Origin of the sequence: Ramlibacter sp. (genome assembly GCF_036676645.1) — a bacterium.
Lineage (GTDB): Bacteria > Pseudomonadota > Gammaproteobacteria > Burkholderiales > Burkholderiaceae_C > Ramlibacter.
On record NZ_JAKFCM010000014.1, the window covers coordinates 24,425 to 39,038 of the forward strand.

The window sequence follows — 14,614 nt, forward strand, 5'->3', positions numbered from 1 at the left end:
CCCCGGACCCCACGCGTGTCATCCCGGCGAAAGCCGGATCCACCTCCCGTGGGTCGGACACGCGAGCGCGACTTTCAGGCCGCAGGCCATGGATTGCGGCTCAAGGCCGCAATGACACCGCGGGGGTCGGGCCCGCAATGACACGGCGGGGGCCCGAGGCCGGCTTGGCAGCGGGGGACCGCTGCCCCCTTCACGCCTTCTTCTTCGCCCCCAGCTTCGACTCCTTGCCCGCCAGCAGCCGCTGGATGTTCTCGCGGTGGCGCCACGCCAGCAGCGCCGCCATGGCGAACAGCGCGAACACCACCGGCTTCTCCGCGTACCACTGGATGCGGTCGCCCAGCAGGTAGTACACCGGCGCGAACACCGCCGCCACCAGCGAGGCCAGCGACGAATAACGGAAGAAGAAGGCGATGATCAGCCACGTCAGCCCGGTGGCGATGCCCAGCAGCCAGTGGACGCCGAACACGGCGCCGATGAAGGTCGCCACGCCCTTGCCGCCCTGGAAGCGGAAGAACACGGGGTACAGGTGGCCGAGGAAGGCCCCGAGCGCCACCAGGGCCACCGTGCCGTCCTCCAGCCCGAGCGGCTTGCCGTACAGGCGCACCAGCAGCACCGGCACCAGGCCCTTCATCGCGTCCAGCAGCAGCGTGACGATCGCCGCCGCCTTGCTGCCCGATCGCAGCACGTTGGTGGCGCCGGGGTTCCTGCTGCCGAAGGTGCGCGGGTCCGACAGGCCCATGGCGCGGCTGACGATCACGGCAAAGGCGAGCGAGCCCACCAGGTAGGCCGCGAGGGCGGCGAGCACGGGGTACAGGGTGTCCATCGGGCGCCGATTCTGCCAGCGTGCCGTGCGGCGGTCAGGCTTCCGGCAGTTCCACCGGAAGCCGTGGAAGCGGCGGCGCCCCGTGGTCCCCCATTGCGTTGAGCACGGAGGCCATGTAGCGGTCGGTATCCAGGCGCAGGCGCGCATCCATGCCCATGAGCCCGCCAACCTGCAGCAACAACTCGGTCTTGCCAAGCTGGCGGACGCTTCCCTTGACACGGACAGTGGCAGCCTGGATGACGGGGTGACCATACACGACGCGCGAGGCGACGATGAGGCCGACCGGTTTTACCTGCAGGACATAGGCGGCTTCCCTTTCCCCGGCTTTCGGCGGAGCGCCCGCCCGTTCCCTGGCCAGGACCTCGGCTGCGATTCCATTGCGTGCGAGGATGTCGAGTACCCGCGTGCGCAGCTCGCGCGCTTTTTCCGGGTTCATCCAGCCCGACATGGCAACGGCGACGGGCCCCGCCTGCTCTGCCAGATCGAGTCCCATGGGCTCGAACACGACGGTCAGGTGGCGAACCTTGTGCAGCGGCTGCACGGGCCGCGCGCCAACGGTCACGTCATCCGAGCGTGCGTGCGGGCCGAGACCGCAACCGGGGAGCAGCGCCACTCCCCCCAACATGGACAGAACCGTTCTTCGCTTCATGGTGTTGCTCCTCCAATAATCGGCAGCACTTTAGGAGGACATCCGGAAATGCGAAACCTCACTGTTGCGTGTGTGCTGGTATGGACGGCGTCTGCCGGTGCGCAGGAAGCACCTGCGCCCGCCGCAGCGGCCGAATTCGAGCAGGCATGGTCCGACGCCGAGATCCAGAACGATGGTGCTGCAGCCAGGCAGTACCTGGCGCAATGGCTGCGGGGAACCATCTGGGACGACAACGGAACGAAGCGGCGGCCGGTCTGGCCGGCGGAGAAGGCCATCTCGGAGTGCGTGACAGCGGTATTTCCAGGCCCAACCACTGCCCGGATGGTGTTCACCCTGGACGACCAAGGCATCGTGCGAACCGCCCGCACCGACCAGGCGGGTCATGTGCAGGATTGCGTCCAGTCCAGAGTCACCGGGCTGCGCGTACCCGCCCCGCCAATGGCCCCGTTCCTGCTTTGCAGCCGTTACGAAAAGCTGGGTGAAGACCGCACTCTTGTGGAGGGATGCGGACCCAGCCGCCTTACGGAGATCTGTGAGCGCAAGCGCAACACCGAGACTTGCTCGACCTACCGACGCTGACGGCCCCAGGCGTCGCATGGCTGCAAGCCCGCGCGGTCAGCCCTGTCTCCCTTTCGCAGGGTGGTCGACGATCACGCCTCCTCCAGCGCGCAGTGCACCGGCGTGGCCCCGAGCAGCCGCACGCACGCCTGCGGGTCGATTCGCACCAGGTAGCCGCGCCGGCCGCCATTGATGGCGATGCGCGGCAGCGCGAGGATGGTTTCCTCGATGTAGACCGGCATCTGCCGGCGCGTGCCGAAGGGCGAGGTGCCGCCCACCAGGTAGCCGCTGTGGCGGTGGGCGACTTCCGGCGCGCAGGGCTCGACCGACTTGGCCCCGATCTGGCGCGCCAGGTTCTTGGTCGACACCTTGCGGTTGCCGTGCATCAGCACGATCAGCGGGCGCGCTTTCTCGTCCTGCATCACCAGCGTCTTGACCACGGTGAACGGATCGAATCCCAGCACCTGCGCACTGTGCGTCGCCCCGCCGTGCTCCACGTACTCGTAGGGGTGCTCGGTGAAGGCCACGCCCTGCGCCCTGAGCAGCGCGGTGGCCGGGGTTTGGCTGACGTGGTCCTTCTTCGCCATGGCTCGCGGGTCAGATCGCCGGGTCGCGCATCTCCCAGCGGATGCGGTCGATCTCCGCCAGCAGGTCGGGCGCCAGCTGCGTGCCCCAGGCGTCCAGGTTCTCGTCGAGTTGCGCCAGGGACGTCACCCCGATGATCGTGCTGGCGACCCGCCATTGGGTGTAGCAGAAGGCCAGCGCCAGCTTCGTCGGCGTCAGGCCGTGCCGGCGTGCCAGCGCGTTGTAGCGGCGCGCGGCGGCCAGTGCGTCGGGGCGGCCCCAGCGACCCTGGCGCACCGATTCGAAGGCCGCGATGCGCGCGCCAGCCGGCGCCTGCTCGCCGGTGAAGCCGCCCTCGTCGTACTTGCCCGTCAGCAGGCCGAACCCGAGCGGCGAATAGGCCAGCAGCGACACGCCCAGGCGATGCAGGCTTTCGTCCAGCCCGTTCTCCACGCTGCGGTTGACCAGGCAGTAGGGGTTCTGCACGGTGGCGACGCGCGGCAGGCGGTGCTGTTCGGCCAGCCGCACGAACTCGTGCACGCCGTAGGGGGTTTCGTTGGACAGGCCGACGTGGCGCACCTTGCCTTCGCGCACCAGCCGCGCCAGCGCTTCGAGCTGCTCGTGGATCGAAGTCTTCGTGCGCTCCTGGGCCGGGTCGTAGGCCATCGAGCCGAACATCGGAGCGTTGCGCTCGGGCCAGTGGATCTGGTACAGGTCGATCACGTCGGTGCGCAGGCGCCGCAGCGAACCCTCGCACGAGGCCAGGATGTCGGCCGCCGTCAGGCCCTGGCCTTTGCGGATCCAGGGCATCCCGCGCGAGGGGCCTGCGGCCTTGCTGGCCAGCACGATGCGCTGGCGCAGGCCCGGGTTGGCCGCCAGCCAGCGGCCGATGATGGCTTCGGTGGCGCCGAACGTCTCTTTGCGCGCCGGCACCGCGTACATCTCGGCCGTGTCGATGAAATTGATGCCGCGCCCGACGGCACGCGAGAGGATGGCGTGGGCCTCGGCTTCGCCGACCTGCTCGCCGAAGGTCATGGTGCCGAGACAGACCGGGGTGACGCGCAGGTCGCCGGCGCCGAGGGTGACGAGGTTCATCGAGGGGACTGCAGGGATGGATCGAAGGCGCGCAGGATACGGCAAGGCCTACGCCGCCTTGCGCGCCCGCTCCTCCTCCTGCAGCCGCAGCACGCGCCGCTGCACCTTGCCGGTGGTGGTCATGGGCAGGGCGTCGATGAACTCGATCTCCTTGGGGTACTCGTAGGGCGCGAGCTTGCCGCGCACGTGCTGCTGCAATTGCGCCACCAGCGAGTCGCCGGGGGCGTGGCCGGGGGCCAGCACCACGTAGGCCTTGACCAGCGCGCCACGCTCGGCATCGGGCTTGGGCACCACGGCCGCATTGGCCACCGCGGGGTGCTTGACCAGGCAGTTCTCGATCTCGCTCGGGCCGATGCGGTAGCCGGCGGCCTTGAACACGTCGTCGGCGCGGCCCTGGTACCAGAGGTAGCCCTGCTCGTCGCGCGTGGCGACGTCGCCGGTGCGGCACCAGTCGCCGGTGTACTTGCCGCGGGTGGCGCGCTCGTTGCCCCAGTAGCCGAGGAAGAAGATCGGGTCGGGGTCGCCGTGCACGTCGTAGCGGTTGACCGCCACGTCGCCCGGCACGCCCGGCGGGCACTCGTTGCCGTCGTCGTCGATCACCGCCACGCGGTGGCCCGGGTACGGACGCCCCATGCTGCCCGGCCGCGCCGGCCAGCCCACGCCGCCTTCGGTGCGCCCGTTCATGCTGCAGTTGCCGACCACGTAGTTGATCTCGGTCTGGCCGAACATCTCGTTGACCACCACGCCCAGCTCGTCGCGGCAATAGGCGAACACGGTGTCGCCGACCGCCTCGCCGGCGCTCATGATGGCCTGCAGCCTGAGCCGGAACTGGCGCCGCGGCTTCGGGTAGGCCTTCATCATCGCCTTCAGGGCGGTGGGGAACAGGAAGGTGTGGGTGACGCCATGTTCCTGCATCAGCGCGAAGGCGGTGTCGGGGCTGAAGCGGCCGTTGTAGGCGACGATGGGACGGCCGAAGTAGAGCGCGGGAAGCAGCGCGTCCATCAGCCCGCCGGTCCACGCCCAGTCCGCCGGGGACCAGAACACCGACGTGTTCGGGTCCCCGGCGCCGGGCGCCTGCCCGTCACGGACCGACCCCTCCCCGCCCCTCTTCCCCGCAGCCGCGGGCTGCGCCGGCATGTCGGCGCTGGGCGGGAAGCCGAACCAGTTCTGGCTGCAGACGAAGCCGGGGAGGTTGCCGATCAGGGCCCGGTGGGGGATCAACGCGCCCTTGGGCGGGCCGGTGGTACCGCTGGTGTAGATCAGCACGGCGCCCTCGTCGGCCTTGGTGCGCGCGGCGGTGAAGTCCGGTTCGTGCCTGGCCAGCTCCACGCCCCAGTCCAGGTCGGCCTGCAGCGCCGCGGCGCCGACGCCGACCAGCGTGCGCAGCGCCGGGCAGGACCGGCGCACCGCCAGCAGGTTGGCGATGGAGCTCTCGTCGCACACCGCCACCACGGCGCCGCTGTCCTGCAGGCGGTACTCCAGCGCCTCGGGGCCGAACAGCATGGACAGCGGCATGGCCACCGCGCCGAGCTGGAAGACCGCCATGTAGGTGATGGCCGTCTCGAAGCGCTGCGGCATCACCAGCGCCACCCGGTCGCCCCGCTTCACGCCCAGCGACGCCAGCACGTTGGACAACCGGTTGGCCTGCGCCTGCAGTGCGCCGAAGGTCAGGGTGCCCTCGCCCTGCGCGGCGTGCGCGCGCACCGCGACCCGCCGGCCGCCGTCGGTCGCCTGCGCCCAGCGCGAGCAGCACGCCTGCGCGATGTTGAAGTGCTCCGGCACCGCCCAGCGGAACTGCGCGTGCATCTGCTGCCAGTTGTCCTTGTCGCTGCGTTGACTGACTGCCATGGCTCGCCCTCCTATCATTCGCAACAAATGTACCAACCCCGCCGAACGTCGCGCAGCGAGTTTGTCCCGATACGCCGCTCGCGCTATCACGTCCGCATCTGGGGCGATCCGCAGCCGGGCCAGGTGCCCGTGGTGATGGTGCACGGCTGGATGGACGTGTCCGCGTCGTACCAGTTCGTGGTCGACGCCTTCTCCCGCGAGCACTTCGTGATCGCGCCCGACTGGCGCGGCTACGGCCTGACCGAATCGCCGCCGGCGGACAACTACTGGTTTCCCGATTACCTCGCCGACCTGGACTTCCTGCTCGACCACTATGCCGGCGACCAGCCCGTGGACCTGGTCGGCCACAGCATGGGCGGCCAGGTCGCCATGCTGTACACCGGCGCGCGCCCGCAGCGGGTGCGCAGGCTGGTCAACCTGGAAGGCTTCGGCATGCCGGCCACCCAGCCGGCCCAGGCGCCCAGGCGCTACGCGAAGTGGATGGACGAGCTCAAGGCCTTCCACCGCGGCGAACTGGAACTCAGGAGCTACGACTCCGCCGAGGGCGTCGCGGCGCGGCTGATGAAGACCAACCGGCGGCTGCCGCGCGACAAGGCCGAGTGGCTGGCCCGGCACTGGGCGCAACAGGGCGCCGACGGCCGCTGGCGCATCCTGGGCGACGCCGCCCACAAGATCACCAGCGCCCAGCTGTTCCGCGTGGACGAGATGCTGGAGGTCTACCGGCGCATCGCCTGTCCGGCGCTGTGGGTGGAAGCCAGCGATGACAGCCTGGCCCAGTGGTGGCAGGGCCGCTTCACGCTGGCCGAGTTCCACCAGCGGCTGGCCTCGGTACCCAGGCTGAGCAAGGCCATCGTGGAAGACGCGGGCCACATGTTCCACCACGACCAGCCGGCCGTGCTGGCCCAGCTGATCGAGGATTTCCTGGACGGCTGAGGCGGCCCAGGCCCTTCGTCGAGGGGCAGTCCCGTCGGGTATGTCTTCCCGGCGAAAGCCGGGATCCACCTCTCGCCGACCGAACACACACATTGCCCCATCCCACGGTCGGGAGATGGATTGCGGCGCAAGGCCGCAATGACACAGTCCTGGGCTCGACCACATCTCGGCGCTCGACCACGTCCCGGGGCGGCCAGGCCACGCCCCTAGGCTCGGCCACGCCCCTGGGCTCGGCCACTCTTGCGACGCGCCTCCGCTGACGCCGCAGCACATCAGCCGCCGGTAAAAATCCGCATTTCTCCTACAAGTCCGTCCGGATCCTGCCCATCCATGGCGTAGGAGCGCTCCTACCCCTAGACTCGTCACCAAACGTAGTTTGAGGTGACTCGGATGAGCAGAAGGTTCTGGTCGCTGTGCCTTGCAGCGATGCTCGCCCCCTGTTTCGCGGCCGCCGCGGATGAGACGGAGCAGGGGTTGGCCACGCTGTGGGAAGTGCTGTGGCACCAGAGCGGCACGCCCACCCGCGTGGTCCGCTGGGAGAACGACATCCGCATGCGGATGTCGGGCGTCGACCTGCCCCAGCACCGGGAGTACGTCACCCAGGCGCTGCGCACCGTCACGCAGGAGGCGGGCGTCCGGCTGGTCGACGTGACCGACCAGCCCGGCGAGCCGGCCAACCTCACGGTCGAGATCCTCCCCGACACCGCCTTGCAGGACAACCAGCCCTGCGTCACCTTCCTGGACTTCCGCACCGAGGCCAAGGTCGACAGCGCCAGCATCCAGATGCGCAGCCGCGATGCGTGGCGCTGCGCCTACCACGAGGCCATGCACCTGATGGGCGTGCGCGGCCACCCGGGCGGCAAGACGGTGCTGAGCTATTTCCCGCAGAAGGTCGACGGCCTGCTGCCGCTCGACCGGGTGATGCTGCGCGCCTGGTATTCGCCGCGCATGAAGGGCGGCATGACGCCCTTCGAGGCCCTGCCCGTGCTGTCGGAAGAGCTCATCGCCAGCCTGCCCGAAGCCGAACGCCCGGCCGCCCAGCAGAGCCGCGACCGCTTCTATGCCGCCACGATCGAGCAGATGCAGGCCTATGCCGCCGGCCGCGGCGACATCCCCACCATCGTCAAGCGCTCCGGCAAGGCCACCGAGGATGGCATCCGCCATGGCCGTTCGGAAATGAGCTACTTCCTGGGCGTCGCCTACTTCGAAGGTGCCACGGTGACGGCCGACCAGAAGCAGGCGCTCAGCTGGTTCGAGCGCGCCGCCAGCGCCGGCAACCGCCGCGCGCAGTCGTACCTGGCGGGGCCGGGCGCACGCTAGCGGCGCTGCGCGCCGCGCGCACGGACCCGGGGCCAGGACAACACCGCCGCGTGCCCCAGCCCGCGGTCCCGTCCCTTCTGCGAAAATCCGTGCTTTACAGAAAGCACGACAACCATGGACGCAGAACGCACCAACCTCATCGGCAGCACCCTGGAAGACCTGCAGTCCCGCTGCGCCGATCTCCGGAGGTATCTTTGACTACGATGCCAAGTCGGAGCGCCTGAGGACCGTCAACGCCGCGCTGGAAGACCCCGCGGTCTGGAACGACCCGAAGAAGGCCCAGGAACTGGGCAAGGAAAAGAAGCAGCTCGACGACGTGGTCGTCGCGCTGCAGCAGCTGGATCGCGAGCTGTCGGACAACCTCGAGCTGTTCGAAATGAGCCGCGACGACAACGATGAAGCCGGCCTCGTCACCATCGAGGCCGAGGCGCGCAAGCTCACCGAAACCGTCGAGGCGCTGGAGTTCCGGCGCATGTTCGACAAGCCGGCCGATCCGATGAACGCCTTCCTGGACATCCAGGCCGGCGCCGGCGGCACCGAAGCCTGCGACTGGGCCGGCATGCTGCTGCGCCAGTACCTGCGCTACGCCGAGCGCAAGGGCTTCAAGGCGGTGGTCGAGGACGAGACCGCCGGCGACATCGCCGGCATCAAGGGCGCCACCATCAAGATCGAGGGCGAGTACGCCTACGGCCTGCTGCGCACCGAGACCGGCGTGCACCGGCTGGTGCGCAAGTCGCCGTTCGACTCCGCGGGCGGGCGCCACACCAGCTTCGCCAGCGTGTTCGTCTACCCCGAGATCGACGACTCGGTGGAGATCACCATCAATCCGGCCGACGTGCGCGTGGACACCTACCGCGCCTCCGGCGCCGGCGGCCAGCACATCAACAAGACCGATTCGGCGGTGCGCCTGACGCACATCCCGACCGGCATCGTGGTGCAGTCGCAGGACAGCCGCAGCCAGCACAGCAACCGCGACCTGGCCTGGCAGCGCCTGCGCTCGCGCCTGTACGACCACGAGATGCGCAAGCGCATGGAGCAGCAGCAGAAGCTGGAGGACACCAAGACCGACGTCGGCTGGGGCCACCAGATCCGCAGCTACGTGCTGGACCAGAGCCGCATCAAGGACCTGCGCACCAACGTCGAGATCTCCAACACCCAGAAGGTCCTGGACGGCGACCTCGATCCCTTCATCGAGGCCTCGCTCAAGCAGGGCGTGTAAAGGAACCCCATGCGTGAAGGCCAGAACGCGGTGATCTACCGCGCCGACTACCAACCCCCGCCGTACTGGATCGACACGGTCGAACTGGTGTTCGACCTCGACCCCGCCAAGACCCGCGTGCTCAACCGGATGCGGGTGCGTCGCAACCCCGAGGCCGCGGCGCAGGCCCTGAAGCTCGACGGCGAGGACCTGAACCTGGCGCGCGTGCTGGTCAACGGCCAGGGTACCTCGTTCAAGCTGGACGACGGCCGCCTGGTGCTGGAGAACCTGCCCGAGGGCAACGAGCCCTTCGAGCTGGAGATCTTCACCACCTGCGCGCCGGCGAAGAACACGCAGCTGATGGGCCTGTACGTCAGCAACGGCTCGTTCTTCACCCAGTGCGAGGCCGAGGGCTTCCGCCGCATCACCTACTTCCTGGACCGGCCCGACGTGATGGCCAGCTACACCGTCACGTTGCGCGCCGACAAGCGCCTGTACCCGGTGCTGCTGTCCAACGGCAACCGGGTGGCCTCCGGCGACCTGGACGACGGGCGCCACTACGCCCGCTGGGTCGATCCGCACCGCAAGCCCTGCTACCTGTTCGCCCTGGTGGCCGGCCAGCTGGTGTGCCGCGAGCAGAAGGTGCGCTCGCGCGGCGGCAAGGAGCACCTGCTGCAGGTCTACGTGCGGCCGGGCGACCTGGACAAGACCGAGCACGCGATGAACTCGCTGATGGCCTCGGTGGCCTGGGACGAAGCCCGCTTCGGCCTGGCCCTGGACCTGGAACGCTTCATGATCGTCGCCACCAGCGACTTCAACATGGGCGCGATGGAGAACAAGGGCCTGAACATCTTCAACACGAAGTACGTGCTCGCCAGCCAGGCGACGGCCACCGACACCGACTTCGCGAACATCGAGTCGGTGGTCGGCCACGAGTACTTCCACAACTGGACCGGCAACCGCATCACCTGCCGCGACTGGTTCCAGCTTTCGCTCAAGGAAGGCCTGACGGTCTTCCGCGACCAGGAGTTCAGCCAGGACCTGGCCGGCGAGGCGTCGGCGCGCGCCGTCAAGCGCATCGAGGACGTGCGGGTGCTGCGCACCGCCCAGTTCCCGGAGGACGCCGGCCCGATGGCACACCCGGTGCGGCCCGACCAGTACCTGGAGATCAACAACTTCTACACGGTCACGATCTACGAAAAGGGCGCCGAGGTCGTGCGCATGATGCAGACGCTGGTGGGCCGCGAAGGCTTCGCCCGCGGGCTGAAGCTGTACTTCGAGCGCCACGACGGCCAGGCGGTCACCTGCGACGAGTTCGCCCAGGCCATCGCCGACGCCAACCCGCAGTCCAGGCTGCACGAGCTGCTGCCGCAGTTCAAGCGCTGGTACAGCCAGGCCGGCACGCCGCGCGTGAAGGCCACCGGGCAGTGGGACGCCGGCACCGGCACCTACCGCCTGGCGCTGTCGCAAAGCTGCCCGCCCACGCCGGGCCAGGCCGACAAGCAGCCGTTCGTGATCCCGGTGGCCTGGGGCCTGCTGGGGCCGGACGGGCGCGAGCTCGCGCACGGGCTGCACGTGCTCACGCAGCCCGGCGAGACGCTGGCGGTCGAGGGGCTGGCGGCGGAGCCGGTACCGTCCATCCTGCGCGGCTTCAGCGCGCCGGTGATCCTGGAGTTCGACTACACCGATGCGCAGCTGCTCGTCCTGCTGGCGCACGACACCGATCCGTTCAACCGCTGGGAGGCCGGGCAGCGGCTGGCCGTCAACCGCGCGCTGGCCGCCATCCGCGGCGGCGGCGCCGTCCACCTCGACGTCCCCTTCATTGACGCGATGCGCAGCATCCTGCGCCACCCCGCGCTGGACGCCGCCTTCAAGGAACTGGTGCTCACCCTGCCGGCCGAGGCCTACATCGCCGAGCAGCTGGACGTGGTCGATCCGCAGCGGGTGCATGCGGTGCGCGAGGCCATGCGCGAACAACTGGCGAGCGCGCTGCTGCACGACTGGGCCTGGGCGTTCGAGGCCCACAAGGACAGTGGTGCGTACCGGCCCGACCCGGTGTCCGCGGGCCGGCGCGCGCTGGCCGGCCTGGCGCTCACGCACCTGTGCATCGCCGCGCGCAAGACCAACGACCCGGTGTGGCCGGGCAAGGCCTACCAGCGCTTCAAGGACGCCTCGAACATGACCGACCGGTTCAACGCGCTGTCGGCCCTGGTGGTCAGCGGCCACGAGCTGGCCCGGCCGGCGCTGGAGCGCTTCCATGCGATCTTCCGGGACGAGCCGCTGGTGCTGGACAAGTGGTTCGCGCTGCAGGCCGGCGCGCCCGACCGCGGCGGCAACATCCTGCCGGCGGTGCGCCAGCTGATGCAGCACCCGGACTTCAACATCCGCAACCCGAACCGCGCGCGCAGCCTGGTCTTCAGCTACTGCAGCGCCAATCCGGGCGCGTTCCACCGGCCGGACGCCGCCGGCTACGTGTTCTGGAGCGAGCGCGTGATCGAGCTGGACGCCATCAACCCGCAGGTCGCCTCGCGTCTGGCCCGCGCGCTGGATCGCTGGCGCAAGCTGGCCGAGCCGCAGCGCAGCGGCGCGCGCGAGGCGATCGCCCGTGTCGCGGCCAAGCCCGACCTGTCCAACGACGTGCGCGAGGTCGTCACCCGCGCGCTGGCCGAATGACGGATGGCGTCGTCCGTCATTCGATGCAGGAGGCGAGGCCGTTCGCCAATTGAACCGGGAGGGAAATCATGAGCAACGTGTCATTGACCCGCTACCTCGTCGAGCAGCAGCGCACGCACGGCCACATCCCCGGCCAGCTGCGGCTGCTCATCGAGGTGGTGGCGCGCGCCTGCAAGCGCATCAGTCACCACGTCAACAAGGGCGCGCTGGGCGACGTTCTGGGCACGGCCGGCACCGGCAACGTGCAGGGCGAGATCCAGAAGAAGCTGGACATCATCGCCAACGAGGTGCTGATCGAGGCCAACGAATGGGGCGGCCACCTGGCCGGCATGGCCAGCGAGGAGATGGAGGGCATCTACGTGGTGCCCAACCGCTTCCCCAAGGGCGAATACCTGCTGCTGTTCGACCCGCTGGACGGCTCGTCCAACATCGACGTCAACGTCAGCATCGGCACCATCTTCAGCGTGCTGAAGATGCCCGAGGACGACCGCGGCGTCGACGAGGGCGACTTCCTGCAGTGCGGCCACAGGCAGGTGGCCGCCGGCTACTGCGTCTACGGCCCGCAGACCACGCTGGTGCTCACCGTGGGTGACGGCGTGGCCATGTTCACGCTGGACCGCGAGCAGGGCTCCTTCATGCTGACCCAGGAGGACGTGCGCATTCCCGAGGACACCAGGGAATTCGCGATCAACATGTCCAACATGCGCCACTGGGACGCGCCGGTGAAGCGCTACATCGACGAGTGCCTGGCCGGCACGGAAGGCCCGCGCGGCAAGGACTTCAACATGCGCTGGGTCGCCTCCATGGTGGCCGACGTGCACCGCATCCTGACGCGCGGCGGCATCTTCATGTACCCCTGGGACAAGCGCGAGCCGGAAAAGCCCGGCAAGCTGCGTCTGATGTACGAGGCCAACCCCATGGGCTGGCTGGTCGAGCAGGCCGGCGGCGCCGCCACCAACGGCCGCGAGCGCATCCTCGACATCCATCCCGGGAAATTGCACGAGCGCGTGAGCGTGATCCTGGGTTCGAAGAACGAGGTGGAGCGGGTGACGCGCTACCACCTCGAGGCCGGCCAGTAGCCCTGGCGTTTCAGCCCTCCGCCATCAACGGCCCCAGCATCGCCATCCCCTGCTCCCAGTCGCCGGCCATGCCTTGCAGCAGGTCGTCGGCGGCGAGCGGCCTGCCGGCGCGGACGGCTCGCGCGCCCTGGAGCAGCAGGGTCCGGCTGGTCGAGCCGATCGCGTCGAAGCGCTGGGCCGGCTCGCTCAGTTCCGGGTAGCCCTGGGTCGCCAGCCAGCGTAGGTGCGCGCCCAGGAGTTCGAAGGCCGCGCCGGCCTGCTGCACCGACGCAAAGGCCCACTGCTGGTAGTGCGCCAGGCCCAGGTCGCACATCGCCGGCCAGTCCTGCGCGATGCGCGCCGCGAAGCGCGAGAACGGGTTCGCGCGCGGCCTCCAGGCGAAATGCCCGCGCAGCAACTCGAAGGCCTGGTCGGCCAGTTCGGCCGGGTCCTTGCGCGCCAGCCGGTCGATGCGCACCAGCTGCGCAAATGCAGGCAGGGGCGGCGGATCGGGTGGCGCACCGAGGCGAAACAGCGCCCGGAAGTCCTCGCCCGCCAACTCGTGGTAGCCGGCGCCCTGGAAATAGCCCAGGCGCTCGCGCGATTCGTCCAGTTCCGCCATCAGGATGGTCGTCGTCGCATGGCTGCGGCGGCCTTCGACAGCGGCTGTTCCGGGAAGGCCGTGCGCATCGACATCGATGCCGACCAGCTTGCCCCCCGCCAGGTGCTCCCGGGCATGTTCGAGCAGCGGGCGCCAGGCGGCCAACTCGCGCACGTCAATGCCGTACAGCACGCGCAGCTCCTGCTGCGGCGGCTGGAAGAAGGTCCACTGGTCGTCCTCGAAGCCCACGGCCACGGCCGATGCCAGCATCGCCAGCGGCTCCAGCCCCAGCGTGTGCACGAAGCCGATCCACAGGTCGGCGCGGGGGTTCTTCGCGGGCCAGTCGCAACCCTCCCCATGCAGCGGGTGGCGCCGGTAGCTCGCAGGCGTGAGGCCCGGCAGGACGGCGATCGAGCTCATGGAAGGTGGATGCGGCACGTCGGCAATGCGTGGGAGCCCGCAGGACGATAGCACCGGGCGGCTGGGCCGTGGGCGGCCCGGATCCGCGCACTGGTGCCTTGGAGCCATGGGCGGGACGGCGTCGCTGCTGTGCTTGCGGTCCCGTCCGACAGCGCGAAACCGCCGAGGTGGAGAAGATGCCCGCATGACCAGCGTGCGGAATGCAGAAAGCGCGATCCGGCGGGCGTTGCGGGACCACGGTCGCCTGGGCGTGGATGTCGACCGGGTCGCCGCCGACGCCGACCTCGGACTGAGCCCCCAGGCCAGCCTGAACGTCATGCTCGCGCTCGAGGGCGAGTTCGAGGTGGAGTTCCCGCAGCGCATGCTGCGGCAGCGGGTGTTCCGCAGCATCGGCTCCATCGAGCGCGCGCTGCGGGACCTGATTGCCGCCTGAAACAGCGCCTGCGGGCATCGCCGCGCCGACTTGGGGCCCCAGGGGCGCCGGAGGCCGCCAGCTATAATCTTGGGCTCGCGTGCCGGAGTAGCTCAGTCGGTAGAGCAGCTCATTCGTAATGAGAAGGTCGGGGGTTCGATTCCTCTCTCCGGCACCACAGTCAAAAGGCCCCCCTGCTGTCTCGGTAGGGGGGCTTTTCCGTAGCTGGCGCGTAACGAGGCGAGGCCATTCTCCCCTAGAACGGGATCATATTCTTCTCGATGATGGCATGAAAAAGCCCGCCGGAGCGGGCGGGCGAGAGGGAGTGGCGTCCGCTACTAGGCCAGCTCAAGCTCCTTCGGCTTCTCCGATTGAGGCTTGCCTACCCACTTGTGGCGCTGCTCGCGGAACACGATCTGCTGATTGACAAGCCGGTCAACGGTGTTGATTCGCTCGATCATC

13 protein-coding genes and 1 tRNA gene are annotated in these 14,614 nt (G+C 69.2%); 8 read left to right on the forward strand and 6 right to left on the reverse strand.

From position 1 onward, the window contains the following. Positions 1-190 precede the first annotated feature (190 nt). Both plsY and V6M57_RS02155 read right to left on the reverse strand, forming a co-directional pair. Positions 191-823: a glycerol-3-phosphate 1-O-acyltransferase PlsY gene (gene plsY, locus V6M57_RS02150; protein WP_332813336.1), complete on the reverse strand. Its 633-nt coding sequence runs from the start codon at positions 821-823 to the stop codon at positions 191-193. Between the two features lie 34 nt (positions 824-857). Beyond that, positions 858-1,472 carry a hypothetical protein gene (locus tag V6M57_RS02155; RefSeq protein WP_332813337.1) on the reverse strand — a complete coding sequence of 205 codons (615 nt, stop codon included), beginning with the start codon at positions 1,470-1,472 and terminating at the stop codon, positions 858-860. Positions 1,473-1,520: 48 nt separating this feature from the next. On the opposite strand from V6M57_RS02155, the gene V6M57_RS02160 reads away from it, so the two are divergent. Next, positions 1,521-2,051, forward strand: coding sequence for a hypothetical protein (locus V6M57_RS02160; RefSeq protein WP_332813338.1), 531 nt, complete (start codon positions 1,521-1,523; stop codon positions 2,049-2,051). A gap of 71 nt (positions 2,052-2,122) precedes the next feature. Here V6M57_RS02160 and V6M57_RS02165 read toward each other — a convergent pair whose 3' ends face one another. Genes V6M57_RS02165 through V6M57_RS02175 form a run of 3 tightly spaced genes read right to left on the reverse strand, consistent with a single transcriptional unit; the run spans position 2,123 to position 5,537 of the window. Next, entirely contained in the window at positions 2,123-2,617 is a 495-nt protein-coding gene (locus V6M57_RS02165) for an aminoacyl-tRNA deacylase (RefSeq protein WP_332813339.1), read from the reverse strand. A 10-nt stretch (positions 2,618-2,627) separates the two neighbouring features. Further along, on the reverse strand, positions 2,628-3,689 hold the full coding sequence (locus tag V6M57_RS02170; protein WP_332813340.1) for an aldo/keto reductase: 1,062 nt from the start codon (positions 3,687-3,689) through the stop codon (positions 2,628-2,630). Positions 3,690-3,737: 48 nt separating this feature from the next. Beyond that, the gene (locus V6M57_RS02175; protein WP_332813341.1) at positions 3,738-5,537 is read right to left on the reverse strand and encodes an acyl-CoA synthetase; all 1,800 of its coding nucleotides are present in this window, start codon (positions 5,535-5,537) and stop codon (positions 3,738-3,740) included. Positions 5,538-5,564: 27 nt separating this feature from the next. Between V6M57_RS02175 and V6M57_RS02180 the strand changes: the two genes are divergently transcribed. The 5 genes from V6M57_RS02180 to V6M57_RS02200 all read left to right on the forward strand — a co-directional run bounded on the left by V6M57_RS02180 (position 5,565) and on the right by V6M57_RS02200 (position 12,740). Next, positions 5,565-6,470, forward strand: coding sequence for an alpha/beta fold hydrolase (locus tag V6M57_RS02180; protein ID WP_332813342.1), 906 nt, complete (start codon positions 5,565-5,567; stop codon positions 6,468-6,470). A gap of 390 nt (positions 6,471-6,860) precedes the next feature. Beyond that, positions 6,861-7,790, forward strand: coding sequence for a hypothetical protein (locus V6M57_RS02185; RefSeq protein ID WP_332813343.1), 930 nt, complete (start codon positions 6,861-6,863; stop codon positions 7,788-7,790). Between the two features lie 114 nt (positions 7,791-7,904). Further along, positions 7,905-9,009 (forward strand): peptide chain release factor 2 gene (gene prfB, locus V6M57_RS02190; protein ID WP_332813344.1). Its coding sequence is split into 2 segments (ribosomal slippage): positions 7,905-7,985 and positions 7,987-9,009, totalling 1,104 coding nucleotides; the frame shifts between segments, so codons are not numbered across the junction. A gap of 9 nt (positions 9,010-9,018) precedes the next feature. Further along, the gene (pepN, locus tag V6M57_RS02195) at positions 9,019-11,661 is read left to right on the forward strand and encodes an aminopeptidase N (protein WP_332813345.1); all 2,643 of its coding nucleotides are present in this window, start codon (positions 9,019-9,021) and stop codon (positions 11,659-11,661) included. A 68-nt stretch (positions 11,662-11,729) separates the two neighbouring features. After that, positions 11,730-12,740 carry a class 1 fructose-bisphosphatase gene (locus V6M57_RS02200; protein WP_442968767.1) on the forward strand — a complete coding sequence of 337 codons (1,011 nt, stop codon included), beginning with the start codon at positions 11,730-11,732 and terminating at the stop codon, positions 12,738-12,740. A 10-nt stretch (positions 12,741-12,750) separates the two neighbouring features. On the opposite strand, the gene V6M57_RS02205 is transcribed toward V6M57_RS02200, so the two are convergent. Beyond that, entirely contained in the window at positions 12,751-13,740 is a 990-nt protein-coding gene (locus tag V6M57_RS02205; protein WP_332813346.1) for a DUF1839 family protein, read from the reverse strand. A 184-nt stretch (positions 13,741-13,924) separates the two neighbouring features. On the opposite strand from V6M57_RS02205, the gene V6M57_RS02210 reads away from it, so the two are divergent. Both V6M57_RS02210 and V6M57_RS02215 read left to right on the forward strand, forming a co-directional pair. Further along, entirely contained in the window at positions 13,925-14,173 is a 249-nt protein-coding gene (locus V6M57_RS02210) for an acyl carrier protein (RefSeq protein ID WP_332813347.1), read from the forward strand. Between the two features lie 81 nt (positions 14,174-14,254). Then, a tRNA-Thr gene (locus tag V6M57_RS02215) sits at positions 14,255-14,330 on the forward strand. The last annotated feature ends 284 nt before the right edge of the window (positions 14,331-14,614 follow it).

Bases quoted from the DNA above. Each gene is read 5' to 3' on its own strand.
- V6M57_RS02180 (WP_332813342.1), top strand. From the start codon at position 5,565: ATGTACCAACCCCGCCGAACGTCGCGCAGCGAGTTTGTCCCGATACGC.
- V6M57_RS02160 (WP_332813338.1), top strand. From the start codon at position 1,521: ATGCGAAACCTCACTGTTGCGTGTGTGCTGGTATGGACGGCGTCTGCC.
- V6M57_RS02210 (WP_332813347.1), top strand. From the start codon at position 13,925: ATGACCAGCGTGCGGAATGCAGAAAGCGCGATCCGGCGGGCGTTGCGG.
- plsY (WP_332813336.1), bottom strand. From the start codon at position 823: ATGGACACCCTGTACCCCGTGCTCGCCGCCCTCGCGGCCTACCTGGTG.
- V6M57_RS02155 (WP_332813337.1), bottom strand. From the start codon at position 1,472: ATGAAGCGAAGAACGGTTCTGTCCATGTTGGGGGGAGTGGCGCTGCTC.
- V6M57_RS02200 (WP_442968767.1), top strand. From the start codon at position 11,730: ATGAGCAACGTGTCATTGACCCGCTACCTCGTCGAGCAGCAGCGCACG.
- V6M57_RS02185 (WP_332813343.1), top strand. From the start codon at position 6,861: ATGAGCAGAAGGTTCTGGTCGCTGTGCCTTGCAGCGATGCTCGCCCCC.
- pepN (WP_332813345.1), top strand. From the start codon at position 9,019: ATGCGTGAAGGCCAGAACGCGGTGATCTACCGCGCCGACTACCAACCC.
- V6M57_RS02165 (WP_332813339.1), bottom strand. From the start codon at position 2,617: ATGGCGAAGAAGGACCACGTCAGCCAAACCCCGGCCACCGCGCTGCTC.
- V6M57_RS02205 (WP_332813346.1), bottom strand. From the start codon at position 13,740: ATGAGCTCGATCGCCGTCCTGCCGGGCCTCACGCCTGCGAGCTACCGG.
- V6M57_RS02170 (WP_332813340.1), bottom strand. From the start codon at position 3,689: ATGAACCTCGTCACCCTCGGCGCCGGCGACCTGCGCGTCACCCCGGTC.
- V6M57_RS02175 (WP_332813341.1), bottom strand. From the start codon at position 5,537: ATGGCAGTCAGTCAACGCAGCGACAAGGACAACTGGCAGCAGATGCAC.